This window comes from Lysobacter cavernae, from assembly GCF_042648505.1.
Lineage (GTDB): Bacteria > Pseudomonadota > Gammaproteobacteria > Xanthomonadales > Xanthomonadaceae > Lysobacter_L > Lysobacter_L cavernae.
The window spans coordinates 338,798-365,401 of the sequence record NZ_JBHRXK010000002.1; the positions used below are offsets into that span (position 1 = coordinate 338,798).

Annotated in this window: 21 protein-coding genes; 13 read left to right on the top strand and 8 right to left on the bottom strand. The window is 68.7% G+C overall.

The window, feature by feature from the left end; translation table 11 throughout:
• Window positions 1–317 precede the first annotated feature (317 nt).
• Entirely contained in the window at window positions 318–1,688 is a 1,371-nt protein-coding gene (locus ACFOLC_RS05870; RefSeq protein WP_386758292.1) for a pectate lyase family protein, read from the top strand.
• Window positions 1,689–1,819: 131 nt separating this feature from the next.
• Window positions 1,820–2,926 (top strand): pectinesterase family protein, encoded by a 1,107-nt coding sequence (locus tag ACFOLC_RS05875; protein ID WP_386758293.1) that lies wholly within the window; start codon window positions 1,820–1,822, stop codon window positions 2,924–2,926.
• A gap of 135 nt (window positions 2,927–3,061) precedes the next feature.
• On the opposite strand, the gene ACFOLC_RS05880 is transcribed toward ACFOLC_RS05875, so the two are convergent.
• The 4 genes from ACFOLC_RS05880 to ACFOLC_RS05895 all read right to left on the bottom strand — a co-directional run bounded on the left by ACFOLC_RS05880 (window position 3,062) and on the right by ACFOLC_RS05895 (window position 7,921).
• Entirely contained in the window at window positions 3,062–3,898 is an 837-nt protein-coding gene (locus ACFOLC_RS05880) for a rhamnogalacturonan acetylesterase (RefSeq protein ID WP_386758551.1), read from the bottom strand.
• A 127-nt stretch (window positions 3,899–4,025) separates the two neighbouring features.
• A complete protein-coding gene (locus ACFOLC_RS05885; protein WP_386758294.1) occupies window positions 4,026–5,660 on the bottom strand; it encodes a carboxylesterase/lipase family protein in 1,635 nt (544 codons plus the stop codon).
• Window positions 5,657–6,625 carry an alpha/beta hydrolase gene (locus ACFOLC_RS05890; RefSeq protein ID WP_386758295.1) on the bottom strand — a complete coding sequence of 323 codons (969 nt, stop codon included), beginning with the start codon at window positions 6,623–6,625 and terminating at the stop codon, window positions 5,657–5,659. Before ACFOLC_RS05890 ends, ACFOLC_RS05885 begins: the two co-directional genes overlap by 4 nt.
• 9 nt (window positions 6,626–6,634) lie before the next feature.
• A complete protein-coding gene (locus ACFOLC_RS05895) occupies window positions 6,635–7,921 on the bottom strand; it encodes a pectate lyase family protein (protein ID WP_386758296.1) in 1,287 nt (428 codons plus the stop codon).
• Window positions 7,922–8,155: 234 nt separating this feature from the next.
• Here ACFOLC_RS05895 and ACFOLC_RS05900 point away from each other — a divergent pair, with 234 nt between their 5' ends.
• The 10 genes from ACFOLC_RS05900 to ACFOLC_RS05945 all read left to right on the top strand — a co-directional run bounded on the left by ACFOLC_RS05900 (window position 8,156) and on the right by ACFOLC_RS05945 (window position 18,148).
• A complete protein-coding gene (locus tag ACFOLC_RS05900) occupies window positions 8,156–8,989 on the top strand; it encodes a 2-keto-4-pentenoate hydratase (RefSeq protein ID WP_386758297.1) in 834 nt (277 codons plus the stop codon).
• A complete protein-coding gene (locus ACFOLC_RS05905; RefSeq protein ID WP_386758298.1) occupies window positions 8,986–9,981 on the top strand; it encodes a TRAP transporter substrate-binding protein in 996 nt (331 codons plus the stop codon). Before ACFOLC_RS05900 ends, ACFOLC_RS05905 begins: the two co-directional genes overlap by 4 nt.
• A 46-nt stretch (window positions 9,982–10,027) precedes the next feature.
• On the top strand, window positions 10,028–10,546 hold the full coding sequence (locus ACFOLC_RS05910; protein ID WP_386758552.1) for a TRAP transporter small permease: 519 nt from the start codon (window positions 10,028–10,030) through the stop codon (window positions 10,544–10,546).
• Between the two features lie 3 nt (window positions 10,547–10,549).
• Complete coding sequence (locus ACFOLC_RS05915) at window positions 10,550–11,833, top strand: TRAP transporter large permease (RefSeq protein WP_386758299.1); 1,284 nt, start codon at window positions 10,550–10,552, stop codon at window positions 11,831–11,833.
• 3 nt (window positions 11,834–11,836) lie between these two features.
• Window positions 11,837–13,042 carry a pectate lyase gene (gene pelA / locus ACFOLC_RS05920; protein WP_386758300.1) on the top strand — a complete coding sequence of 402 codons (1,206 nt, stop codon included), beginning with the start codon at window positions 11,837–11,839 and terminating at the stop codon, window positions 13,040–13,042.
• A gap of 29 nt (window positions 13,043–13,071) precedes the next feature.
• Entirely contained in the window at window positions 13,072–14,685 is a 1,614-nt protein-coding gene (locus ACFOLC_RS05925; RefSeq protein ID WP_386758301.1) for a family 43 glycosylhydrolase, read from the top strand.
• Between the two features lie 40 nt (window positions 14,686–14,725).
• A complete protein-coding gene (locus ACFOLC_RS05930) occupies window positions 14,726–15,817 on the top strand; it encodes a LacI family DNA-binding transcriptional regulator (RefSeq protein ID WP_386758302.1) in 1,092 nt (363 codons plus the stop codon).
• A gap of 122 nt (window positions 15,818–15,939) precedes the next feature.
• Window positions 15,940–16,785 carry a 5-dehydro-4-deoxy-D-glucuronate isomerase gene (gene kduI, locus ACFOLC_RS05935; protein WP_386758303.1) on the top strand — a complete coding sequence of 282 codons (846 nt, stop codon included), beginning with the start codon at window positions 15,940–15,942 and terminating at the stop codon, window positions 16,783–16,785.
• A 102-nt stretch (window positions 16,786–16,887) separates the two neighbouring features.
• Window positions 16,888–17,643, top strand: a complete 756-nt coding sequence (gene kduD, locus ACFOLC_RS05940; protein WP_386758304.1) for a 2-dehydro-3-deoxy-D-gluconate 5-dehydrogenase KduD — start codon at window positions 16,888–16,890, stop codon at window positions 17,641–17,643.
• Window positions 17,644–17,674: 31 nt separating this feature from the next.
• Window positions 17,675–18,148, top strand: a complete 474-nt coding sequence (locus tag ACFOLC_RS05945; RefSeq protein WP_386758305.1) for a cupin domain-containing protein — start codon at window positions 17,675–17,677, stop codon at window positions 18,146–18,148.
• Between the two features lie 76 nt (window positions 18,149–18,224).
• Here the strand turns inward: ACFOLC_RS05945 and ACFOLC_RS05950 are convergent, their stop codons facing one another.
• The 4 genes from ACFOLC_RS05950 to ACFOLC_RS05965 all read right to left on the bottom strand — a co-directional run bounded on the left by ACFOLC_RS05950 (window position 18,225) and on the right by ACFOLC_RS05965 (window position 25,516).
• The gene (locus ACFOLC_RS05950) at window positions 18,225–21,185 is read right to left on the bottom strand and encodes a TonB-dependent receptor plug domain-containing protein (protein WP_386758306.1); all 2,961 of its coding nucleotides are present in this window, start codon (window positions 21,183–21,185) and stop codon (window positions 18,225–18,227) included.
• A 692-nt stretch (window positions 21,186–21,877) separates the two neighbouring features.
• On the bottom strand, window positions 21,878–22,600 hold the full coding sequence (locus ACFOLC_RS05955) for a hypothetical protein (protein WP_386758307.1): 723 nt from the start codon (window positions 22,598–22,600) through the stop codon (window positions 21,878–21,880).
• Window positions 22,597–23,568, bottom strand: a complete 972-nt coding sequence (locus ACFOLC_RS05960; RefSeq protein ID WP_386758308.1) for an alpha/beta fold hydrolase — start codon at window positions 23,566–23,568, stop codon at window positions 22,597–22,599. Before ACFOLC_RS05960 ends, ACFOLC_RS05955 begins: the two co-directional genes overlap by 4 nt.
• Window positions 23,569–23,572: 4 nt before the next feature.
• Window positions 23,573–25,516, bottom strand: a complete 1,944-nt coding sequence (locus ACFOLC_RS05965; RefSeq protein ID WP_386758309.1) for a M1 family metallopeptidase — start codon at window positions 25,514–25,516, stop codon at window positions 23,573–23,575.
• Window positions 25,517–25,733: 217 nt separating this feature from the next.
• Between ACFOLC_RS05965 and ACFOLC_RS05970 the strand changes: the two genes are divergently transcribed.
• Window positions 25,734–26,474 (top strand): SDR family oxidoreductase, encoded by a 741-nt coding sequence (locus ACFOLC_RS05970; protein WP_386758310.1) that lies wholly within the window; start codon window positions 25,734–25,736, stop codon window positions 26,472–26,474.
• Window positions 26,475–26,604 lie beyond the last annotated feature (130 nt).

Sequence of the window (26,604 nt, forward strand, 5' to 3'; positions counted from 1 at the left end):
GTCCACCCGCGCAGGCGAGCCGACGACGGCCCGCCTGCGCGACCCGGCTGCAGGCGCGGACAAGCAGCGCTGCAGCGCATGCTCCATTCCGGGACCACCGGGAGACACGTTCCCGAAAGTCGCTTCTCCAGGTCTTTGAACTCAACGGTTTTGGATGCCCCACCGCACGACGGCAGGGGCATCGGCAGGTCGCGCCCGGAATCCCCGGGACGTGCGTCGGAACAGGGCGATGCACGGAAGCGAAAGGCGTCTCACCGGGACGGTGCGGACGACAACCGCCAGGACGGCAGGTTCAGGCTGCAACCACGAGGAAGGCTATGAAGACATCCGCATCGCGTCGCCTGTTGGCGACAGTGCCAGCGCTTGCTGTCGCAATGGCAATGCCGTTGGCCGCCATCGCCGGCCGCATCCCCGATCTCGAACGCGACACCCTGCCCGCCGGCGACGGCTGGGCCTCGCTGCAGACCGTCGCCCGGCCCGATGGCACCACCGGCGGCAGCGCCGCCGACGCCGCGCACGTGTACACCGTCGGCGACCGCAACGCGCTGGTCGCCGCATTGAAGTACCCCGATCCGACGCCAAAGATCATCCGCATCGAAGGCATTATCGACGCCAATGTCGACGCCAACGGTGTCCCGCTCGGCTGCGACGACCATGCGCGGCCCGACCCGCAGACCGGCACGCCGTATTCGCTCGGCGCATTCCTCACCGCCTACGACCCGGCGACCTGGGGCCGCGACAACCCCAGCGGTCCGCTCGAGCGCGCGCGCGTCGCCTCGGCCGCGGCGCAGTCCGCGCGCGTGCGTATCCGCGTGCCGGCCAACACCACGATCGTCGGCACCACCCGCGGTGCCGGCCTGCGCGGCGCCTGGCTCGACATCCGTCCGTCGTCCAGCAACGGCAACCAGCCGATGAACGTGATCGTGCGCAACCTGGTGCTTGAAGACACCTTCGACTGCTTCCCGCAGTGGTCGCCCACCGACGGCGCGCAGGGCAACTGGAACTCGGCTTACGACAGCATCTCGGTGCGCAACGCGACCCACGTGTGGGTCGACCACAACACGCTGCGCGACCGCGTCACCACCGACGACACGCTGCCGAGCTACTTCGGCCGGCTCTACCAGGTGCACGACGGCCTGCTCGACGTGACCAACGAATCGGACCTGGTGACGGTCTCGTGGAACCGCTTCGAGCAGCACGACAAGACCATGCTGGTCGGCTCCTCCGACAGCGCCGTCGTCGACCGCGACAAGCTGCGCATCACCGTGCACCACAATCTGTTCCTCGACCTCGGCCAGCGCGTGCCGCGCGTGCGCTACGGCCAGATCCACCTCTACAACAACCACTACAAGCTCAGCGACGACAGCGCGGCGGAGCGCTACGGCTACAGCTGGGGCGTCGGCGCCGAGTCGCGAATCTACGCGCAGAACAACCACTTCCGCGTCGGCGCGGCGGTCACGCCGGACCGCTTCATCTCGGTGTCGAAGGGCACGGCGATTCACGCCGAAGGCACGCTGGTGAATGGCGTGTCGGAACACAGCACGGTGGACGTGGTGGCCGCCTACAACGCCAGCCATGACACCGCGCTGCTGCCGGAAACGGATTGGCAGCCGACGCTGCACGGGCCGATCGAACCGGCGGGCACGGTGCCGGTCTCGGTACAACAGGGGGCGGGCGCGTTCCGCTGAGCCCCGGCCCCGGAACGCCTGAAGGTTCTTTCCTGCAACTCCCCCGTCGTGTGCATCCACCATCGCGCCGGTAAGCCTGCCGCCGTCATTCACGGCAGGCCCGACGCTTCCGCCACCCAAGGAGCATCGAGATGAGACTTCGCAGCTATCGCACCTGCCTGCTGTCCGCATTGCTGCCGGGCATGCTTGCCGCGGTTCCCGCCACCGCGGCGCAACCGCAGGACCTCGACGGACCGGTGATCGTCGTCGCCGCCGACGGTTCCGGCGACTACACCACCGTGCAGGCCGCGGTGGACGCCGCGCCCGCGTACAGCAGCCAGCGCGTGACCGTGCTGATCGAACCGGGCGTCTATCCGCAGCCGCTGACGATTCCGGCCAGCAAGCCCAACCTGACCCTGGCCGGCGCCAGCGGCAACGCGCGCGACGTGATCATTTCCTGCGACCGCTCCGCCGGTACGTCACGCCCGGACGGCGGCACCTACGGCACCAGCGGCAGCGCCTGCGTGGTGATTTCCGGCAACGACACGCACTCCCACGACCTGACCTACGCCAACACCTATGACCGGCTGGCGCATCCGGAAAACACCGGCACGCAGGCGGTGGCGGTACGCACCACCGGCGACCGCCTGGTGTTCGGCAACGTGCGCTTCCTCGGCCACCAGGACACGCTGTACGCCAACTCGCCCAGCGATTCGGTGCCGGCGCGGCAGTACTACCGCAATTGCTACATCGAAGGCGATGTCGACTTCGTCTTCGGCCGTGGCACCGCGGTGTTCGACGGCTGCGAGATCCGCTCGCTGGACCGGGGCAGCACCAGCAACAACGGTTTCGTCACCGCGCCCAGCACGCCGGCGGGATTCGCCCACGGTTTCCTGATCACGCGCAGTTGCTTCACCAGCGACGCTCCGCCCGCCACGGTCTACCTGGGGCGCCCGTGGGTTCCCAGTTCCAATCCATTGGCGCAGCCGCAGGTGCTGATCCGCAATTCGTGGCTGGGCCGGCAGTTCAGGCAGGAAGGCTGGGTGGCGATGACCTCGAACATCGACTGGCGCAATTACCGCCTGGGCGAGTACCGCAACTTCGGCCCGGGCGCGCTGGTCACGATCGACCGTCCGCAGATGGACGACGAGGAAGCCGCGCTGCACACGCCGCAGGCTTACCTGGCCGGCAACGACGGCTGGAACCCGGTGCCGCCGGGCCCGCCGGCGCCACCGGTGTGCCGGGCGCGCGGGCAGTAGCGGACAGGCGAAGGGCGGCCGGTCGGGTCGCCCTTCGTCGCTTCCGGCGCCAGCATCGATGCAGTCGCCGCATCATCTCCACCCTCGGATAATCCGGGGCTCGTTCCATCGTTGGGAAGCGGAAACGCCCGCGGCTTAAGGCACCAGCTGCGCCCGCAACTGCGGCACCGCGCGCGCCAGCTCGTCGGCGACGATGACGGCGAAAAAGTCCGCGCCGGCCGGGCCCAGGTGGGTGTAGTCGAAGGCGAGCTTGGCCTGGCCCATCGGTTCGACCGCGGTGTTGCCGGCGGCGCGGGCCGTGGGCGTAGCGGTGGTCGTGCCAGTCGCCGGCATCGACGCAGCGTCGGCGGTGGTGCCGCCCTGCGCCGCAGCGACCAGTTCCGGCGACGGCGGGCGCTGTGCAAACTGCATCGCACCGACAGGGCCCAGCGCCTGCACCGCGGCCGTGCTGCGCGCATGCAGGTCGACCAGCGGCACGCGCGCCTGCGTCGCGACCTGGCGCATCGCCTGCGCCCACGGCGTGAGGTCGTCGACCAGCGTTCCGTCGACGAACTGGCGCCGCGTCAACGGCGTCACCAGCACCGGTGTGGCACCGGCAGCGCGGATGTCGTCGATGTAGCGGCGCAGGTTGTCCGGGTATTCGCGGGCCAGATCGGTCGAACGCCCGGGCTTGCCGGGCTGGTCGTTGTGGCCGAACTGCACCAGCACGTAGACGTGGCGGTAACCGCCGCCGCGCATCTCGCGCTCGACGATCTCCCACGAGCCCTCGGCGCGGTAGTTGTAGGTGCTGCGGCCGCCGCGGGCGAGGTTGACGCAGGCCAGGAACGAGGTGACGTGGCGGTTGCAGAAGCTACCGCCCCAGCCGCTGTGCACGGACACCGTGGAGTCGCCGACCAGGATCAGCTTGTCGGCGCGGATCGGCGTCACCGGCGGGCGCGGTTCTGCAGCGACGGCATGCAGGCCCGCCAGCATCAGCACCCCGAACAACGATGTTCTCGTCATCGCTCTTTTCCCCTTGTCGATTGATTGATTGCGTCGTCCGCCGCTGCACGGCGCGATTTGAACGCCGCCGCAATCACGCGGATGCCGTGACGTTGGCTCACATCGTTCCGCGCTGTACGAACGGCACGCGCTGGTACAGCCGCCGTTCGCCGCCGCGCGGGTCGTTGGCCAGCGTCGACGTCGCATCGAACAGCATCGTCTCGCGGCGTTCCAGCGAATAGGGCGCCCACGCCGGCAGGCCGGCATGGTTCGGGTTGCCGCTGCGCGCGAAGGCGAGCAAGGCCGCGCTCATCGCCGCGGCCAGCGCCTGCGCCTCCATGCCGTCGCCGGTGCGCGAACCGGGCTGGCGCACGTTGTCGAACACCAGCGCGATGTCGAGCGTGTGGAACGCGCCGAACTTGCCGCCGTCCAGCGGCGAGCCCCAGTCGAGCTGGTAGGCCCAGGTCGGCGCGGCCGCCGGCACGGTTTGCCGCGCGCGCGCCTCGCACTCCTCGATCGCGCCGCGCCACGAGCGCCCGGCGGTGGTGGCGGCGAAGAACATCTGCGACGGCGTGTAGTGCGGGTACAGGCGGCGGTATTCGGCGACCACGTCGGCGACCGGCAGGTCGACGAACTGCTCGCGTTCGAGCTTGGCCGGCAAGTCGTCCCAGCTCAGAGCGAAGTTCTTCGGATCATTGCCGAGGAAGGCGCGCGTCTCGTCGCGGGTGTTGCCGATCACCATCGGGATGCGCGCCGACTGTACCGGCGCGTCCGGCCAGAACGGGTGCCGCGGCAGCGTGGTGCCGTCGAGCACCGGGCCGAAGTACAGCGCGCTGCTCTCCACCCGCGACGGGTCGCGTGCCTGCGCCGCCTCCAGCAACTTTTCAGGCGGCAGCGTGAGCAGGCGGTCGAGCCGGTCGGACGGCACGCCCAGCGCGTCGAGCAAGACCTGCGCGCGTTGCGTCGCCGCGCGCGGGCCGGCGGCGGTGACCTGCTGGCCGCTCATCGTCCAGGCGCGGTGGAACAGGCCGGCCGCGGCCGGCATCGCCATCAGCGTGGCGATCTTGGCGCCGCCGCCGGACTGGCCGAACACGGTGACGTTGCCGGCGTCGCCGCCGAACGCATGCGCGTGCTGTTTGACCCACTGCAGCGCCTGGATCAGGTCGAGTTGGCCGACGTTGCCGGAGCCGGCGTACTGCGCGGCATCGAACCCGCCCAGGTGCAGGTAGCCGAACGCGTTGAGGCGGTGATTGACGGTGACGACGACGACGTCGCCGCGTCGGCACAGGTTGCCACCGTCGTAGAGCGGGTCGCTGCCGGAACCGTTGTTGTAGCCGCCGCCGTGGATGTAGACCAGGATCGGGCGCTTGCCGCCGTCGCCCAGGCCCGGCGTCCACACGTTGAGGAACAGGCAGTCCTCGCTGATCGCCTCTTTGCCTTTCGACTGCGGCGCGGCTGCGCCGAACGCGATGGCGTCGCGGACACCGCGCCAGGGCGCTTCCGGCACGGCCGGCCGGAACCGGCGCGCGGCGGTGTCGGCGCCGTAAGCAAGGCCCTTGAATACGTGCACGCCGCGATCAAGGGTGCCGCGCACGCGGCCGCTGCGGGTGCGGACGATCACGCTGTCGGCGCCGCTGGCGGCGGGCGCCCAGACCGGCCACGCCAGCGCCGCGGCGAGGCTGGCGCCCGCGCGCAGGAAGTCGCGGCGCGTCGTAGCCGGCACACCCTCGGGGAAGGAACTCGGTGCACTCATGGTGTCTTCTCCGTCACCGAACGGATCCAGGCATCGGCCATCTGTGGCCACAGCGCCAGCGGCGAGCCGGCGATATCGCGCACGCCGAAGCCGTGGCCGCCGTGCGGGTACAGATGCAGCTGCGCCGGCACGTGGGCACGGCGCAAGGCGTCGTAGAACAGCAGGCTGTTGTCGACCGCCACCGACGTGTCGTCACTGGCGTGCAGCAGGAAGGTCGGCGGCGTGGTGGCACCGACCCGGTTCTGCAGCGAGTACGCGGCGATCTGTGCCGGCGTCGGCGCGGCGCCGAGCAGGCGTTCGTGCGAGATCGCGTGCGCGTGCACGCCCATGTCGATCACCGGATACATCAGCAACACAAAGTCCGGGCGCGCGCTGATGCCGTCGCGCGCATCGACCGGCGCGCGCAGGCGCTCGTCGAAACGCGTGCCGAGGCTGGCGGCGACGTGGCCGCCGGCCGAGAAACCGATCGCGCCGATGCGCTGCGGGTCGAGCCGCCACTCGTGCGCGCGCGCACGGATCAGCCGCAGCGCGCGCTGCGCGTCGGCGAGCGGGGCATCCCGCGCATCGTCGTGGCCTTCGCCGGGTAGGCGGTAACGCAGTACGAACAGCGTGTAGCCGAGCTGGTCGGCAAACACCGGTGCCAGCGCCGAGCCTTCCTTGTCGAGCACGATGCGGCGATAGCCGCCACCGGGGATCACCAGCAGCGCCGCGCCGTTCGGCTTCGCCGGCCGGTACACGACCAGGTGCGGGCGGGTGACGCCGGTGACGATGCGGTCGGGCAGCGCCGGGTTGTGGCTGCGCTCGACGATCTGCTGCGCGAGCGCGACGCGTTGCGAGCCCGGCGCGATTTCGTCGGGCCACAGGTACAGGCGCGAGGCCGCTTCCGCCGCGGTGTCGGCCGACGGCGTGTCCGCGCCGGCGGCGCCGGCGAACAGCAGCAGGACAACCAGCGCGAGCTTGTGCATCGCGATGCCTTACCTCAACGGCTCGCCGCGCGGATACGACGTGCGTGGCTCCATCGTGTCGAGGTGCCACTCCGCCTCGACAAAGGCCTTGCGGGTCAGCGCGTACTGCGGATAGCCGCCGACCTCGTCCTGGCTGTCGATGATGACGCCGCGGCCTTCGACCACGTCGGCGACGATGCGGCGGTCGATCGGGTCGCGGTTCCACGGCGTCGCGCCGACGTCGGCGATCACCGCGTCCTGCACCTTGGCCGATGGCAGCAGCGTCACGCCGAACGGCAGTGCCGGCGCGCGCTTGATCGCATCGATCGAGATCGGCGCCGTGGTGTAACGGCCCTGCTGCGGCAGCGGCTGGCCGATGCGGTCGACGGCGAGGTTGTCATCGAAGTACACGTCGATGTCGCCGGAGCCGCCGGCCATGAACAACGCCAGCGGCTCGGTCGAGATGCCGGCGCGCAGCACGTTGCCGCGCGCGACCATCTGCCCGCGCGAGTACGCATGGCCCTGCCATTCCTCGGCGATCAGGTTGTAATGCATCGCGCGCTGGCCCGGGTTGTAGATCAGGTTGTTGAGCACCTGCCCGCGCGCGCCGCCCTTGAACAGCGGGTTGCGCTCGTAGTTGTGCGCGTACAGGTTGCCGACGATCAGCACGTCGTTGACGTGGTCGTGGATCAGCGAGCCCTTGCTGTGCTCGCCCTTGGCGTGGGTGGCATTGGCCAGACCCTCGGCGATGATGTTGTGGCTGTAGGTGATGCGGCGCGAGGCCGCCTCCATCCACCCCTTCTCGCCTTCGCCGAGGAAGCGCGTGCTCGACGCCGACAGGTTCTCGTCGGTGGCCCAGCTCAGCGAGCAGTGGTCGACGATCACGTCGCGCGCGCCGCGCACGGCGGTGATCGCGTCGATGTCACCGGAGCGTTTCGGCCGGTGGCCGTCGCCGGGACGCACGCGCAGGTGGCGCACGATCACATCGTGGGCCGCGATCGTCAGCCCGCCCTTGATGATCGTGATGCCGGGCGCCGGCGCGGTCTGGCCGGCGATGGTCAGGAACGGCTCGTTGATGCGCAGCTCCTTCATGCCCAGGTCGATCACGCCGCCGACCTCGAACACGACGGTGCGCGGGCCCTTGGCGTTGACCGCCTCGGCGAACGAGCCCGGCCCTTCGGCCGCCAGCGAGGTGACGCGGATGATGCGGCCGCCGCGGCCGCCCGGCGTGCGCGCGGCCCAGCCCTGCGCGCCCGGGAAGGCCAGCGGGGCATCCGTCGCGGCGGCGGCCGTGACGGCGCCTGTCCCCGCGGACATGGCAATGGCACCGGGGGCCAATCCGGCGGCAATCGTGGCCGCGATCAGCACCGGCAGTGCCCGGCCAAGACCCCGTCGATTGCCGATAAAACCCTGTATTTGCTTGAGTTCTTCCATCCAACATCTCCCCTGAGCCGGTTCGGACCGTGGACCCGATTGTCAATGACACCGGTTTCCTATACAACTCCCCTTACGGGCCATCTTCTCAGCCACGCTCCGGGGAAACGAACAGGCATGGACACACACCCGTCGAACGACGGCTTCGACAGCGCCGCGACCGCCCAGCGGCTGGTGCAGGCACGTCGCGCCGCGCAGGCCCTGCCGGACTACCCGGGCGCGCTGCCGGCCACGCTCGACCAGGGCTACGCCTGCCAGGACCGTGCAATCGCGCTGTGGGGACAGCCGATCGCGGGTTGGAAGGTCGGCCGCATCCCGCCGGCCTGGGAGCCGCGCCTGGGTGAGGAGCGTCTGGTCGGGCCGATCTTCGCCAACGCCGTGCAAATGCCGGCATCCGGTGTGGCCGGCCGGTTTGCGGTGATTCCGGGGGGATTCGCCGCCGTCGAGGCCGAGTACGTGTTCCGGCTGGGGGCCGACGCGCCGGCCGACCGCACCGACTTCAGCCACGCCGAGGCCGAGACCCTGGTCGATGCGCTGTTCGTCGGCATCGAGCTGGCCGGCAGCCCACTGCCGCTGATCAACGAACTCGGGCCGCCGGTGGTGGTGTCGGACTTCGGCAACAACGCCGGCCTGATCCTCGGCCCGCAGATCCCCGGCTGGCGCGAGATCGACGAGTCCCGCCTGCTGTGCGAGACCTTCATCGGCGGCGCCAGCGTCGGCCGCGGCGGCGCGCCCAACATCCCCGGCGGCCTGCGCGCCGCGCTCGTGTTCGCGCTCAACCGCTGCGCCCGGCGCGGCTACCCGCTGCGCGCCGGCACCCTGGTCAGCACCGGCGCCAGCACCGGCATCCACGACATCGTCGCCGGCCAACACGCCCGGGTATCGTTCGGCTCTTGGGGCGAGCTGCATTGCGACGCCGTGGCGGCCACACCGACGGGAGATCACGCATGACCTCGCGCCGCAGCTTCATTGCCGGCGTCGGCGCGGCCTGTGCCGCGGCCGCGTTGCCGTCGCTGCGCGCGGTCGCCGATGACGGTGCGCGCGTGCTCACCGCCACCGACGTGCACGTCAAGGACTACCCGACCGTGCAGGCGGTGCAGTGGATCGGCGAGCAGCTCGAGCGCGAGACCGGCGGCCGCCTGCGCCTGCGCCAGTACCACTCCGGCCAGCTCGGCCGCGAGGCCGAGTCCATCGACATGGCCCGCTTCGGCGCGATCGATATCACCCGCGTCTACTCCGGCGCGCTCAACAACGCCTTCCCGCTGACCCAGGCGCTGTGCCTGCCGTACGTGTTCGAGTCGGTGGCGCACTGCCGCCGCGCGCTCGACGGCGACGTCGGCACCGAAGTGTTGCGCAGCTTCCAGTCGCGCGGCCTGGTCGGCCTGGCGATCTACGACTCTGGCGCGCGTTGCTTCTACAACTCCAAGCACCCGATCGTGCAGCCAGGCGACCTGCACGGACTGAAGATCCGCGTGGCCTCCTCCGACATCTTCATCAAGCTGATCCGCCTGCTGGGCGCCAACCCGACGCCGATGTCGCTGGGCGAGACCTTCTCGGGCATGGAGACGCACATGATCGACGGCGCCGAGAACAACATGCGCAGCTTCCAGTCCAGCCGCCATTTCGAGGCCGCGCGCTACTGGTCGCAGAGCCAGCACTCCTATGCACCCGACGTGCTGGTGATGTCGCGCGCCACCATCGAAGCGCTGTCCCCGGCCGACCGCGAACTCGTCCTGCACACCGCGCGGGCCTCCGTGCCGGTGATGCGCGAGTTGTGGGACGAGTCGGAAGCCACCGCACGCAAGACGGTGCTCGACCACGGCATCCAGGCCAACGACGTCGACATGCCGGCCTTCCGCAAGGCCGCCCAGCCGCTGCTGGACGAGTACCACCGCCGGCCGGAGATCGAAGCCCTGTACCGCCGCATCCGCGACCTGGCCTGAGGCGAACCCCATGAATGAGATCGCAACCGAAGCCGAGGCCGCCCACATGCCCGAGGCCGCCATCGAAGCGCCGGCCGGCGCCGTACAGCGCGTGTTCGACCGCATCGCCGCGCTCGCCATCGCCACCTCCGCCGCCGCCCTGCTCGGCCTGGTGGTGGTGCAGGGTTGGCAGGTGTTCACCCGCTACGTGCTCAACGACTCGCCCAGTTGGACCGAGCCGGTCACGCTGCTGTTGCTGAGCACGGCCATGAGCCTGGGCGCCGCCGCCGGCGTGCACACCAACCGCCATTTCGGCTTCTACCTGCTCGCCGACCACACCCACGCCAGCCTGCGCCGCGCGCTCGACATCGGCCGCCCGCTGCTGATCGCGGCGGTCGGCGCGGTGGTGGCCTGGTGGGCCGGCCTGCTGCTGCTCGACGGCCTGGACATCAAGATTGCCGGCGCATCGATGCCGCAGAGCATCAATTACCTGCCGCTGTCGCTCGGCGGTGCGCTGATCACGCTGTTCGCCCTGTTCAAGGCGTGGCAGGCCGTGCGGCCGTCGCGCGCAGAAGGAGTGTCCTGAGCCATGGCCATCGCCATCCTGCTGGGCCTGTTCGTGCTGTTGCTGCTCGCCGGCGTTCCCGTCGCCTTCTCGCTGGCCGTCGCCGCGCTGGCCACCCTGCTGTACCTGGACCTGCCGTCCATGGTGCTGATGCAGCAGATCTCCGCCGGCGCCGGCTCGGCGTCGCTGATCGCGATCCCGTTGTTCATCTTCGCCGGTGAACTGATGCTGCGCGGCGGCATCTCCGACCGCCTCATCGCGCTGGCGGCCTCGCTGGTCGGGCGCATGCGCGGCGGCCTGGGCCAGGTCAGCGTGCTGTCGTCGCTGTTCTTCGGCGGCGTGTCCGGATCGGCCATCGCCGACGTCTCGGCGGTCGGCGGCACCATGATCCCGCAGATGATCAACCGCGGTTACGACCGCGACTACGCCGTCAACGTCAGCATGACCGCGGCACTGGTCGCACTGCTGGTGCCGCCGTCGCACAACCTGATCCTGTTCTCGGCCGCGGCCGGCGGCGGGCTGTCGATCGCCGACCTGTTCGCGGCGGGCATCGTGCCGGCGCTGCTGATGACCGCGGCGATGATGGTCACCGGCTACGCCGTGGCCCGCCACCGCGGCTACGGCACCGAGCCGTTCCCGGGTTGGCGCGCGGTGCTGCTGCGCCTGATCGGCGCGCTGCCGGGGCTGGGCCTGGTCGCGCTGATCTTCGTCGGCATCCGCGCCGGCATCTTCACCGCGGTGGAGAGCGCGGCGATCGCAGTGGTGTACGCGCTGCTGGTCACCGCGGTTCTGTATCGCCAGCTGGGCTGGGGCGAGTTCTTCGCCTCGGTCACGCATGCCGCGCGCACCACCGGCGTGATCTTGTTCGTGATCGCCACCGCGGCGGTGTTCGGCTGGCTGCTGGCGTACCTGGAAGTGCCGGCCGCGGCCGTGACCTTCCTGCAGTCGATCGCCGACAGCCAGACCACGGTGCTGCTGATGATCGTGGTCATCCTGCTGCTGCTGGGCATGTTCATGGACCTGGCGCCGAAGATCCTGATCTGCACGCCGATCTTCCTGCCGGTGGTCAAGGCCTACGGGATCGACCCGATCCACTTTGGCCTGGTCATGGTGCTGGCCGGCGGCATGGGCCTGGTCACCCCGCCGATCGGCTCGGTGCTGTTCATCGGTACTTCGATTGGCAAGATCACTGTCGGCGAGAGCATGCGCACGATCTGGCCATTCTGGCTGGCCGGCCTGCTGGTGCTGCTGGTGGTGGCGTTCTTCCCGCAGCTGTCGCTGTGGCTGCCGGCGCTGCTGAGGGCCTGAGCGATGCACCTGCGCCGATTCGTACTGGTCCTGGGCAGGCTGGTTCTGGGCAAGCTGGTTCTGGGCAGGCTCGTCCTGGGCCTGTTGCTGACCGTACCCGCAGCCGCCCTGGCCGCCGACAAGCCAACCGCGCCGTCGCTGGACGGCTTTGACGACGGCATCAAGCACTGGCAAAGCACGCACGGCCAAGACTACCCGCGCTACGCGCCGGAACAAGTCGCGCAGATCGCCGACAACCTGCTGCGTTACCAGCACGCCGACGGCGGCTGGCCGGTCAACCAGGACCCGGCGCGCATCCTCGACCAGGCCGAGCGCGCCCGCCTGCTGGGCGAGCAGTCGCGCAACGGCGGCAGTTTCGACAACCGCAACAGCTACACCCAGGTGCAGTACCTGGCCGCGGCGCAGGCGCGCACCGGCGACGCGCGTTACCGCGCCGCGGCCGTGCGCGGACTGGACTTCATCCTCGCCCAGCAGCTGCCCGGCTGCGGCGGCTGGCCGCACTCGGTGCCGGCGCGCGAGAGCTACCACGGTCTGATCACCTTCGCCGACGAGGTCACTCCCGGCGTGCTGAGCGCGCTGCGTCAGACCGGCTCCGTTGACGGTGCTCGCGGCCAGGGCGACTTCGCCTTCGTCGATGCCGCGCAACGCCAGCGCATCGACGCCGCGGTCGCGCGCGGCGACGACTGCGTGCTGCGCCTGCAGGTGCGCCAGGACGGCATCGCCACCGCCTGGGCCGGCCAGTACGACCCGGCCACGCTGCAGCCGGTGCGCGGGCGCCGCTTCGAACTGCCGTCGATCGTGGTCGACGAGAGCGTGTCGACCGTGCGCTACCTGATGTCGATCCCCGTGCCGTCGCCGCAGGTGGTCGCCGCGGTCGACGCGGCGGTGGCGTGGCTGCGCCGCGTGCAACTGCACGGCCAGCGCCTGGAGACCGTGCAGGCCACGGCGGAGCAGTACCGCTACCACAGCAGCACCAGCGACCGCCGCCTGGTCGCCGACCCGGCCGCGCCGCCGCTGTGGGCGCGCTTCTACGACCTGGCCGACAACACCGTGGTGCTCGCCAACCGCGAGGGCGAACGCGTCGCCAGTTACGACCAGATCCCGCGCGAGCGCCGCACCGGCTACAACTGGTACGGCACCTGGCCGCAGTCCCTGCTCGAGCGCGACTACCCGCGCTGGCAGCAGCGCCTGGCCCAGCGCAAGCCCTGACCCCACATCTCTTCGTTGCAGGAGTTCCGATGAAGCTGTCGCGTCACTGGGCCGTTGCCGCCCTGGCCACCGGCCTGATCCTGTCGGCCAGCAGCTTCGCCGTCACGCCGTCCGTAGCCGACTCGGCTGCGCCACAGTGGCAGCGCGGCATCGAACAGCAGCGCCAGGCCGACCTGGGCAACGGCACCTTCCTCAACCCGGTGTTCGCCGGTGACCGCCCCGACCCGTCGGTGCTCAAGGACGGCGACGACTACTACCTGACCTCGTCCTCGTTCGACGCCTACCCCGGCCTGCCGATCTGGCACTCGCGCGACCTGGTCAACTGGCAGCCGCTGGATCACGCGATCAGCAAGAATGTCGGCTCGATCTGGGCACCCGACATCGTCAAGCACAAGGGCCGCTACTACATCTACTTCCCGGCCCGCACCGGCGGCACCGAGGGCAGCACCCGCAGCAACTACGTGGTCTGGGCCGACGACATCCGCGGCCCGTGGAGCGAGCCGGTCAACATCGGCCTGGGCAAGTACATCGACCCGGGCCATGCGGTGGGCGAGGACGGCAAGCGCTACCTGTTCCTCAGTGGCGGCGATTACGTGCAGCTGTCCGACGACGGTTTGCGCGTGGTTGGCGAACCCAGACACGTCTACGACGGCTGGCAGTACCCGGAAAGCTGGGACGTGGAGGGCTACGCGCAGGAAGGCCCGAAGATCCACAAGCGCGGCGACTGGTACTACATGACCACCGCGGTCGGCGGCACCGCCGGCCCGCCGACCGGGCACATGGTGATCACCGCGCGCTCGAAGTCGATCCACGGGCCGTGGCAGAACGCGCCCAACAATCCGATCGTGCGCACCGTCGACCGCGGTGAACCGTGGTGGTCGCGCGGCCACGCCACCGTGCTCGAAGGCACCGACGGCCGCTGGTGGATGATCTACCACGGCTACGAGAACGGGTACTGGACGCTGGGCCGCCAAGCGCTGCTGGAACCGATCGAATGGACCGACGACGGCTGGTTCATCGCCAAGGGCGGCGACCTCGGCCAGCCGCTGAAGAAGCCTTCCGGCGCGAAGATCGGCCAGCACGGCATGGCGCTGTCGGACACCTTCGACGGCAGGAAGCTCGGCCAGCAGTGGTCGTTCTTCAATCCCGCGCAGGACGAGTACCAGCGACTGTCCTTCGCCGACGGCACGATGAGCGTGCAGGGCAAGGGCAAGACCCCGCATGACAGCTCGCCGCTGACCGTGATCGCCGGCGACAAGGCCTACCAGTTCGACGTGCAGATGCAGATCGAGCCGGGCGCGATTGCTGGGGCGCTGCTGTTCTACAACGATCGCCTGTACGTGGGCGTGGGCAGCAATGGCGAAAAATTCGTCATGCACCGCTACGGCCAGGAGCGTCCGGTCGAGGGCCTGGCGCCGGGCAAGGGCGGCACGCTGTGGCTGCGGGTGACCAACCACCGGCACATCGTCACCTTCCACACCAGCACCGACGGCAAGCACTGGCAGAAGTACCCGGTGCAGATGGAAGTGTCCGGCTACCACCACAATGTCGCCGGCCAGTTCCTGGCGCTGAAGCCGGCGATCTACGCTGCCGGCGACGGCCGCGTGCACTTCCGCGACTTCCGCTACCGCGCGTTGCCGTGACCGGACGTCACGGGCACGCGACGGATAGAATCCACGCACCATGACCGAATCCAGTTCCCGCCGCCGCACCGCCGCCGCACGCAACCCGGGCACTGCGCCCGAGCCGCCCGCGGTGCTGCCCGGCAAGGCCACGATCAACGACATCGCCCGGTTGAGCGGCGTGTCGAAGAAGACCGTCTCGCGTGTCATCAACAACTCGCCGCTGGTTCACCCGGAAACGCGCGAGAAGGTGCTGGCGCTGATGAAGCAGTACGGCTACACGCCCGATCCGCAGGCGCGTGGGCTGGCGTTCCGGCGCTCGTTCCTGATCGGCCTGATTTACGACAACCCGACCGCGCAGTACATCGTCAACATGCAATACGGCGCGCTCGACGCGCTGCGCGACTCCGGCTACGAACTGGTCGTGCACCCCTGCGACAGCTCGCGCGAGGACTACATCGACGGCGTGCGCCGCTTCGTCCAGCAGCAGAAGCTGCACGGCGTGATCCTGATCCCGCGCGTGTCCGAGGACGAGCAGCTGGCCACGGCCCTGCGCGAGATCGGCGTGCGTTACGTGCGCATCGCCTCGGTGCCGCTCGACGCGCCGGCCAGCATGCTGGTCACCAACGACCGCCAGGCCGGCACCGAGGCCGCCAACTACCTGGAGTCACTGGGCCACCGCACGCTCGGCCTGATCACCGGCCCGCGCCGCTACCGCTCCACCATCGAGCGCGGCGGCGGCTTCCTCGACGGTCTGGGCGAGCGCGGCATCGAACTGCCGGCCGACTACATCTTCGAGGGCGGTTACACCTTCGATTCCGGCGTTGCCGGTGCCGAGTACCTGCTGGCCAAGTCGCCACGGCCGACCGCGATCTTCGCCTGCAACGACGAAATGGCCGCCGGCGTGTACAAGGCGGCGATGCGGCGCGGCCTGGCGATCCCCGGCGACCTGTCGGTGGTCGGCTACGACGACAGCCCGGTGGCCGCGCAGCTGTGGCCGGCGCTGACCACGATCCACTCGCCGACCCGCGACATCGGCCGCCAGGCCGCGCAGATCCTGCTGGCCGACGAGGCCGCCCCGGCGCCGCTGGCGCCGCGCACGGTCACCCCGCAGCTGCTCGTGCGCGACTCCAGCCAGCGCCCGCACCCCTGACCCACCCTTGGCACCACCCCGCGACGGGTTTCCCAGGCAAAATTGACACCGGTTACCTAAACCCGATTATGATGGCCCAACGGCCGCAAGGCACCGCAAAAACCCGAGATTCTGGAGGCCCGATGTTCCGCAAGACCTACCACGCCACCCACCCCGACATGATGGTCGGCGCCAGCAACGAGCAGCTGCGCGAGCGCTACCTGATCGGCGACCTGTTCACGGCCGGCCAGGTCACGCTGAACTACTCGCACAACGAGCGCTTTGTGATCGGTGGCGCCGCCCCGACCACGGCCGCCATCGCGCTGCCGGCCCAGACCGAACCGGCCTCGGCCGCCGGCAAGCCGTTCCTGGAGCGTCGCGAGCTGGGCGTGGTCAATGTCGGCGACGGTGTCGGCACGGTCACCGTCGACGGCACCGCCTACACCCTGCAGCCCAAGGACGGCCTGTACGTGCCGATGGGCAGCGCGCAGGTCGAATTCGCCTCGGGCGATGCCGCCACGCCGGCCAAGTTCTACCTGGCCTCGACCCCGGCGCACACCCGCTTCGAGACCAAGCACATCTCGATCTCGCAGGCGGTGCCGCTGGAGCGCGGCGCACTGGAAACCAGCAACGAACGCACGATCTACCAGTACATCGTCCCGGCCACCTGCCAGTCGTGCCAGCTGCTGCTCGGCCTGACCGTGCTCAAGCCCGGCAGCGTCTGGAACACCATGCCGCCGCACCTGCACGACCGCCGCTCGGAGGTCTACTTCTACTTCGACCTCGGCGACCAGCGCGTCATGCACTTCATGGGCGATCCGGCCGACATGCGCCACCTGGTGATCGCCAACGACGAGGCGGTGGTGTCGCCACCGTGGTCGATCCACATGGGCTCGGGTACCAGGAACTACTGCTTCATCTGGGCCATGGGTGGCGAGAACCTCGACTACACCGACATGCACCAGCTCGACATCTGCCAGCTCAAGTAATTCATCCATGACGTCATTCCCGCGAAAGCGGGAATGACGAGCAATACAACGAAGCCCTTCGCGGGCTCATGACCGTCAACCGAATCGCAAGGGGAAATGCCGATGGCCAATCCGTTCAGTCTTGAAGGCAAGGTCGCGCTGGTCACCGGCGCCAACACCGGCCTGGGTCAGGGCATCGCGCTGGCACTGGCGCAAGCCGGTGCCGACATCGCCGGCGCCGGCATCGTCCCGGCCGATGAAACCGCGCAGAAAGTCCGCGCGCTCGGCCGCCGCTTTGTCGACATCGAGGCCAACCTGTCCAGCGTCGAGCCGGTCGAGCGCATCGTCCGCGAGACCGTCGCCGGCCTCGGCGGCCTCGACATCCTGGTCAACAACGCCGGCCTGATCCGCCGCGCCGACGCGGTCGAGTTCAGCGAGAAGGACTGGGACGACGTCATGAACGTCAACATCAAGGGCGCGTTCTTCATGTCGCAGGCCGCCGGCAAGCACATGCTCGCCCAGGGCCGCGGCAAGATCATCAACATCGCCTCGATGCTGTCGTTCCAGGGCGGCATCCGCGTGCCGTCGTACACCGCCAGCAAGAGCGGCATCGCCGGCATCACCCGCCTGCTCGCCAACGAGTGGGCTAGTCGCGGCCTCAACATCAACGCGATCGCGCCAGGCTACATGGCCACCGACAACACCGCCCAGCTGCGCGCGGACGAGGCGCGCAGCAAGGCGATCCTCGACCGCATCCCGGCTGAGCGCTGGGGCGAGCCGTCCGACCTGGGCGGCGCGGCGGTGTTCCTGGCCTCGCGTGCGTCGGACTACATCAACGGCGCGATCATCCCGGTCGACGGCGGCTGGCTGGCGCGCTGACCGGCGCGTACACGTTCTGGAGGCAGCCACGATGACCCCCTCCCCACGTCGGCATCGCCTCACGGCCGCGATCCTGGTGATCGCGGCCGCTCTTTCCTGTCACGCCGCAGAACCGACCGCAACCGACGGCCCGCGCAGCGATTCGTACGTGCAGCACGCACACGACATCGCCGTGCAGCAACCCGGCCCGCACGAAGGCCTGGGCACCACCACGGCGTATCCGTTCTTCGAGGCCGCGCAAGGCTTCGACATCGTGTTCCGCCAGCGCGCGCTGCACCGCGGCGCGACCATCGGCACGCACCGCAACGACAAGGACGAGATCTACTACGTGCTGTCCGGCCGTGGCGAACTGCTGCTCGACGGCAAACGCAGCCAGGTCGGTGCCGGCGATGCCATCCTGACCCGCAACGGCAGCACGCACGGTTTGAAGCAGCTCGGCGACGAGGACCTGGTGATCATCGTGGTCTATCCAAAGCGCAAGGATCCAGCACTGACACGTCCCTGACCGTGGACAGTCCGACGCAAAAGAACGGCCGGTGGCGAACCACCGGCCGTTCCTGTTTCGCCGCTGACGGGTCCGCTCAGAAACGCAGATCGGCACGCACGTAGAAGTAACGCCCGTCCGGAATGTCGTAGTTGGAGGCGTCGTAGCCGTTGAGCGAGCACGACAGGCAGATCGGCGGGTCTTCGTTGAACAGGTTGTTGACGCCGCCGGTCAGCTGCAGGCCCTTGAGCCAGTCGAAGCGATAGCCCAGCTGGATGTCGTGGTAGGTGGTGGCATCGAGCTTGTTGGTGCCGGCCCAGATCGGATCGCCGGCATCGTCGGTGCCGACGATCGCGCCGTCACTGCAGATCGGGAACGACGCCGCGTCGCCGCAGTCCTCCTTCAGCTCCGACAGGTGGCGCACGGTCCACGCCGCGTTCCAGCGGTCCATGTGCCAGTCCAGCGTCGCGGTCGAGGTCCAGTCCGGGATCGCGCTGTCGGTGACTTCGATGCCGACCGTGCGCGGTTGCACCTGCCCGGCCGCGCCGACCGCGTCGTAGCGGGTGACGAAGGTGTTCTGCCAGCTCAGTTTGAACTGGCCAAACGAAGTCTCCGGCAAGGTCCAGAACACATCGGCGTCCCAGCCCGAGGTCTTGATCGAGCCGAGGTTGGTGAGGCGGTTGTTGAAGCCGTTGATGCTGCCGACCGAAGACCGCGTGATGCCGTCGCAGAACAGCGGATCGAGCGTGTCCACGCACAGGTCGAGCTGGGTCTGCGCGTCGATCGCCTGCACCGCGCCCTCGATGGCATGGCGATAGAACGTGACCTCGAAATCGAGCTTCTGCGACCACGACACGTCGCTGGCGAAGGCCGGGCTGAACACCATGCCGGCGGTGAAGCTGCGCGCGGTTTCGGGCTCAAGCTGGTCATTGCCGCCGGTGGTGACCGAAATCTGCGAATTCGACTGCGCGGCCCCGGGCGGCACGCCCAGCGCGGTGCAGTTGGCCGGGTTGCCGGTGGCAGGCGAACCGTCGACACCGATCAGGCAGGGGTCGTCGATCTGCAGGTCGGCGCGGCTGGCCGAGCCGTACAGCTCGCCGATCGACGGCGCACGGAACCCTTCGGCATAGGTCGCACGGAACAGCAGCTCGTCGGCGACCTGCCAGCGCAGGCCGTACTTGGGCGTGAACTGGCCGCCGAAGGTGGAGTAGTCGGAGTAGCGGCCGGCCAGGCTCAGGTCGAGGCCCTTGCCGAACGGGCTGTCCTTGAACAGTGGCACGTTGAATTCGACGTACACCTCGTTGACGTCGTACTCGCCCGAGGTCGGCAACGACGGCACGCCGTTGTAGAAGCCGGCCACGGTGATCGGATCGGGCTGGTAGGAGCCCTCGTACTTGCGGAACTCGTAACCGCCGGCGAACGACAACGGACCGGCCCACATCTCCAACAGGTCGCCGGAGATGTTGGCGGTGAACTGGGTCAGCTCCTGCTCGCTGCGGTCGCGCACGATCGGCTGGATCCATTGCAGCATCTGCGGCGTGATCGTGCCGGGGCCTCCGAAGATGTTGAGCGGCACGCAGCCCGGCGTCGCCGCGCACACCGCCGGATCGCCCAGGGCGATGTTGACGTTGCGGATGTTGTAGCTGCCGCGGTTGGTCTGGTCGGCCTCGTTCTTGCTGTAGGCGGCGTTGACGTCCCAGAACCAGGTGCGCTCGGCGGCGTCGAAGCTGCCCTCCAGGCCGGTGGCGACATACTGGGTGTCGACCTGCTGCTCGAAGATGCGCGCACCGCCCTCGACCGGACGGCGGCCGATCAGCACCAGGTTGGCACCCGCGCCGCTCGAGATCAGGTCGATGCCGAACGGGTTGTGGGGATTGAGCCCCGAGATGGTGATGTCGTCGGCGAACGGATTGCCGGTACCGGCATCGGGACCGAAGAACAGCGGCTCCGGCGCGGCCTGGTTGACCGACTCGCGGCGGTTGTACAGCGCCTTCGCGTACCAGTGGATGTTGTCATTGAAGTAATAGCGCAGCTGGCCGAACACGCCGCTGCGCTTGGACGGCGTCAGCACCATGTTGTATTCGGCGAAGTTGAAACGGTTGGCCGTGCCGAAGCCGATGAAGTCGTTCGGGTAGCTCACCCCACCGGGGAAGCTGCTGCCGTTGGGCGTGGTGATGTTGCAGAACGGGCGGTCCGGCGTGGCGGGGTCCTCGTCGTGATCGATCGCCGGGCACAACGCGTTGGCGGTGTCGGGGAAGAAGACGAAGCGACCGTTCGGCGTTGCCGAACTGCCGAAGCTCAGGCCGGTGCCGGGGATCGGGAAGCGCGCCTGCTCGCGGTCCTTGGAGTAGACCGCATCCTGGTCGACGTAGCTGGCACCGAGGAACAGGTTGAGCTTGTCGGTGTTCATGCCCCAGGCCAGGTCGACGCCCTGCAGGGTGCCGTCGCCTTCGCCGTACTCGCCGTAATTGAGCGTGACCTGGCCGCCGTCGAAATTGCGCCGGGTGATGATGTTGACCACGCCGGCGATCGCATCGGAACCGTACAACGACGAGGCGCCGTCCTCGAGCACCTCGATGCGCTCAACCAGTGCCAGCGGGATCGTGTTGAGGTCGGTCGCGGCGCCGACGCCGGAAGCGGAGGACTCGTTGACCCAACGCAGGCCGTCGACCAGCACCAGCACGCGCTTCGGGCCGAGGTGACGCAGGTCGACCTGGGCCGAACCGGCACCGACACCGTCGCCGTTGGGCGAGAAACCGAAGTTGCCCGACGAATTGAACTTGGTGTTCAGCGCCGAGCCCGAGCCGGTCAACTCCTGGACGATGTCGCCGATCGAGGTCAGGCCGGTGCGCTCGATGTCCTCGCGGGTGAGCGTCTGCACCGGCGTCTGGCTTTCGATCTCGGCCTTCTTGATGCGGGTGCCGGTGACCTGGACGGTGTCGAGCGTGGTGGCATCCGACGCCGGCGGCGTCTCCTGCGCGGCGGCCACGCCGGGCAAGGCAAGCAACAAGGACCACTGGATGGCTTTGGTCAAGGTCTGGCGGCGCAACGCTTTCATCGGCTTCTCTCCCTTAAAAAGATTGGCTGAATAGCTAAGGCGCGCCGCACCCCCTGCCGGGCGGCGTCAGGGAGTTGTAAACAATTCGTGAATCCGCCACAAGCGGCAAAGTCAATGGCCACTCTCGTCGCATGAGCAGGAAGGAGGGGCCGCCCGGCCAAAGCCGGTAACGCCGGGCACGGCGCCACCGCCACGATTCATGGCTCTTGGCTACGGGAAAAACATACAGAATCATGGGGTTGCGATCAGACACCGCAACTGGGTCGCCAGCAGTGCGCTCTTGGGCAAAAGCAAAGAGCCCGCTTTGCGGGCTCTTCTTGACATCATTGGCAGCCAGTGGGCATGCCATCAAGTTGTTCCTCCGGGACACCACAATGGTGCCGGCCCTCCGGCAATCCCCCCCCCCCGCGATCGTGAACCGGGGGCGGAGAGCTCCGGGCGATGGAATGCGCTGCTTGCCAGGCGAAAACGAGCTTTGGATCGACGCAGGAACTGGTCATGATTGATCGCATGCGGTGCTCAGATGGGCGGCATTCTCCGGCGACCGAACGTGCTGTGCCCATGTCGATCCTTAGCCGCAACGCCCGCGTGACTTTTGACTAAAACATTGCCCTGTCTCAGGAGCTAAGACGATAGGGTCTCGAAGCCCATCTCGACTCCATCAACCCACTGCGCCGCACACTCACGCAGCCTCAGTTCCACTTCGGCAGCTTGCTGCTGTCCAACCCGCCGACCTCGAACACCGCCGTGCGCGTGCCGCCGGCCTTCACCGGGAATTCGATCGCGACGAGCTTGGCGTTCTTGACCGTGCGCCACAGCGCGCGCTCGTCCTCGATGAACATCGCGATCGCCTCGTCGGTCTTGGGGCGGCTCGCGGCCATCGGCTTGGGCGCGGCTTCGTCGACCGTCACCTTGACCTTGCAGCCGCCATAGCAATCGAAGTCGCCCGCTTCCAACGTGAGGTAGCTGCTGCGCCCCCACTCGGGATGGTCGCGGAAGATCAGTCGCACCGGTTTGGCACCGCTGGCATCGGTGGCGACGTTCTGCTTGGCGTAGATCGCCGCCGACAACTGGCTGCCGCCTTTCACCGCTTCGGCCTGATAGGCCCACAACCCGGCTGTGCGGCGCTGTTCGCGCGCCTGCGTCGCCTTGGCCCTGGCCTCCTCGTACTGCGGCGCGATGCGTTCGGCGGCGGCGCTGCCAGGGAACCTGGCGATCAGCACGTCGCCGTGGGCGCGGGCGAGCTCCCAGTTCTGCTTGCCGTACTCGACGTCGAAAACCTGAGCGGCCTCGTCGGCAGCCCGCTCGTTGGCGGCGGCCTGCGCTGCCGCGGCGACCCGTGGGTCTTCGGCCGGTTGGCATGCGGCCAAGGCCAGCACCGTGGCAAGCAGCAGCGAAGATTTGGCAACGGTCATCGTGGTTGTCCTCGTTCGATCAGCATCGTCACTGCCTGAGCGACCGCACCGGGTTGTTCCATCAGCGACATGTGGCCGCAGCCGTTGAGCAGCACGCGGCTCGCCTGCGGAATTTTCTGCGCATACAGATCGAGCGCGCTGGCGTCGATCACCGCGTCCTGCCGGCACCACAGCAGTAGCGTCGGCTGTCGGATCGCCACGGACTCGTCGCCGGGCAGGAAGCGCTCGTCGCTGCGGCCGATCTTGTCGAGCACGGCCTGCTCGAACGCAGCGTCGCGCCGGCGCCGGGCGATGTAGATGCCGTCGACCGGCCACGGAATCCACGGCTTGGCCCGGGCATCGAAGAACACGGTGTCGAGGTAGCTCTGCAGCGACGCCGGGTCGCTGACCGCAAACGGATTGCCCCCGGCCAGCACCTGCTCGCCGAAGCGGTTGTCCTTGAAACGCACGCCGGCGGCGTCAAGCAGGCCGAGCCGGGCGACCTCGCGCGGATGCCGTGCCGCAGTCAATGCGGCGATGCCACCGCCCATCGAATGGCCGAGCAACACCACACTGCGATCGCCTGCGACCTGCTCGATGAACTGCGCGATGCGCGCACTCTGCGCGACAAAGCCATAATCGGCGCCGCTGCGGCGCAGGCTCTCGCCCCAACCCGGCAAATCCGGGATCAGCAGGCGGTACTGCTTGCGCAGACGTTTGGCCAGCGGGTACCAGTTCTCCTTGCTGCCGGTGAAGCCGTGCAGCATCACCACGGTCGGCGCGTCGCCCGGCGCTGCGTCGCTGTAGGCATAGACCCAGCGGTGGTCGCCGACCTCGACACGGGCCGTGGACAAGCCGGCAGCCAGACGCTGGCGGACGTAATCGGCGCGCACCACGCGGTAGGGATCGCGCCAGACGAGGATGCCGAGCACCAGCAACAACGCGGCCGCCACGAAGGCGGCCGCGAGGATGGCACGGGATGCTCGCATCGGCCTATTGCGCCGGCTTGGCCTGTGCCTTGGCGATCACCTCTTCCACCGAGGCGGTGGTGATCGGGTGGTAGCCCGGCCGCGCCTTGGCAAAGGTGTCCTGCGCCAGCTTCAGGCCTTCCGGGGTTTTCACCAGTGCGCTGTAGGTCGGCATGATCAGCTTGCGGCGGCCGACACGGGCGATGAACTCGGCGGCGGCGGCGTTGGCCTGGGTGTAGCCGCTGCGCACCGCCAGTGGGTACCAACGCTGCGCGATCTCGCCGTTGGGCGTGCCGCTGAAGTGGTAGGCGGCATCGAGTGCGGCCAGTTGCCCGGGCTTGAGCGTGTCCGGCATGCCGTCGATGAAGTGCACCCATTCCTGCGTGCTCCACTTCGCGGTCGCCACGGTGTCCGGCAGCGTGCCGGCGTCGAGCCACGCCGTGCGTGCGGCATCGACCGCGTCGAAGCGCGGTGACACCGTCTTCGGCGCACTGGCCGGCACGCCCGGCTGGTAGATCCACTCGTCGAGTTCGGCCTCGCTGACCTTGCCCGGGTGCTTGGCGAGCAGGTTGGCCTTGGCGTACTCGATGAACTTCGTGGTCGGGATCGACTGGAACGCGAAGTGGTTGAAGTACTCCTTCAGGAACGGGTCGAACACGTCGCGGCCGTAACGCTCTTCCAGGAACTGCAGGAACCACGCGCCCTTGGTGTAGACGGTCGAGCTGCTGGCGCCATCGGGATCGGACAGCGTGCCCGGGCGCAGCGCCAGCACCTGCAGCTTCGGGTCGATCTCCTTGTACTCGGCGGCCAGCTCGTTGCGCGAGATCACCTTCTCCATGTCGGCCGCTTCCTTGCCGTACAGGTCCTCGACGATGCGGTTTTCGACGTAGCTGGTGAAACCTTCGTTGAGCCAGCCGTCCTTCGGCGTGGAGAACGTCACCAGGTTGCCCGACCAGCTGTGCGCCAGTTCGTGCGCGACCAGCGACACCAGCGACTTGTCGCCGACGATCACGGTTGGCGTGGCGAAGGTCAGGCGCGGGTTCTCCATGCCGCCGTACGGGAACGATGGCGGCAATACCAGGATGTCGTAGCGCTGCCAGCGGTACGGGCCGTACAGGCGCTCGGCCGTGACCATCATCTTCTCGGTGTCGGCGAACTCGGTGGCCGCCTTTTTCACCATGGCCGGCTCGGCCCACACGCCGGCGCGCTCGCTGATCGGCTGGAAGGTCAAGTCACCGGCGGCGATCGCCAGCAGGTACGACGGAATCTTCTGCGGCATGGCGAAGCTGTAGTCACCGTCGCGTGCCGCGTTGGGATCGTTGTCGGCGCTCATCAGCACCATCGCGTCCTGTGGCGAGGTCACGTGCGCGGTGTAGGTGAAGCGCACGCGCGGCGTGTCCTGCAGCGGCACCCACGAGCGTGCGTGGATCTGCTGCGACTGGCTGAACATGAACGGCGTCTTCTTGCCTTCGGTCATCGCCGGCGTCAGCCACTGCAGGCCGGACGCGTCGGGCGAGGTGCGGTAAGTCACGCGGATGCGCGGATTGCGCTGCGGCGACTCGATGGTGAGCTTGCTGCCCAGCACCTTGTCCTTGCCGGCCACGGCGAACGTGAGGTCGTCCCACTTGCCGTCGGCACGTTCGCCGACCACCTTCTCGACGGTGATGTCACGCGTGTCGAGGACAAGCTGCGTGGCGCTCTTGTCGAGCCAGTCGAGCGTGTAGGTGGCGCTGCCGGACAGCTCCTTCTTGTCGAAGTCGACCTTGAGCTGCAGGGCGAGGTCGTTGGTGCGGACCTTGTCCGGCTGAGAGTACGAGTACTCGTCGACTTCGGCGACGGCCTTCGGGTCGGCGGTGGCCACGGCGGCCCCCTTGGCGGCGGGGTCGGCCGGCGGCGCGGCATCGCGCGAGCAACCGGTGGCGGCCACGGCAATGGCGGCGAGGCAAAGAGTCAGGATCGAAGAACGCATGAAAGGCCCACGGCTACAGGGTGTAGCGGCCGAGTTTAGCGCCTCGCCCGGCCAGGGGCATCGCCGAGCATGGCCGTTGCATGGGCCGGTGTCAGCGGCTGCCGGCGCAACGCTGATTTCCGATGCGGCGGCGCTGCAACGGTTCGTCCCGCGCGCCCCGGCTGTCATGGCCGGGGGAACTGCCTAGGCTGCGTACTTTCCCCTCCTGGTGACTCCGATGACTGAACTTGCAGGAAAGGTAGCGCTCGTGACCGGCGGCAGCCGCGGCATCGGCGCGGCGATCGCCCGCCGCCTGGCCGCGGACGGTGCCGACGTGGTGCTGACGTACGCCGCTTCGCGCGACCAGGCCGAGGCCGTGGCTGCGGAAATTTCCGAAAGCGGCCGCCGCAGCCTGGCACTGCGCGCCGACAGCGCCGACCCGGACGCCGTGGCTGCAGCGGTCGAGCGCACCGTCGCCGAATTCGGCCGCCTCGACATCCTGGTCAACAACGCCGGCGTGTTCGCCTACGGCCCGTTCGAGGCCGAGACCCGCGAAAGCTACGCGCGGGTGATGGCGATCCACGTGCAGGCGCCGTTCGTGGCCGCGCAAGCCGCATCAAGGCACCTGCGTGAAGGCGGCCGCATCATCACCATCGGCAGCTGCCTGGGCGAGCGTGTCGGCGCCCCCAACATGACCCTGTACTCGGCGAGCAAGGCCGCCGTGATCGGTCTCAGCAAGGGCCTGGCACAGGACCTCGGCGCGCGCGGCATCACCGCCAACGTGGTGCAGCCCGGCCCGATCGACACCGACATGAATCCGGCCGATGGCGACGGCGCCGATGCCCAGCGCCAAGGCCTGCCACTGGGCCATTACGGCAGCGCCGACGACGTCGCCGCGACGGTCGCGCACCTGGCCGGTCCGGGCGGCCGCTTCATCACCGGTGCGGTGATCTCGGTGGACGGCGGGTTTTCGGCGTAATTGGCAAAAGCAACTTAAACCGTTAGCTCCTGACGCGAGCTTAAAGTCGCGGGAGGTCAAACGCGGCAGAGCACTGCAACTGCAAGAAGCATCCATACGAAGGCCTTGCTCCTTCCCGGCAATGAATGGC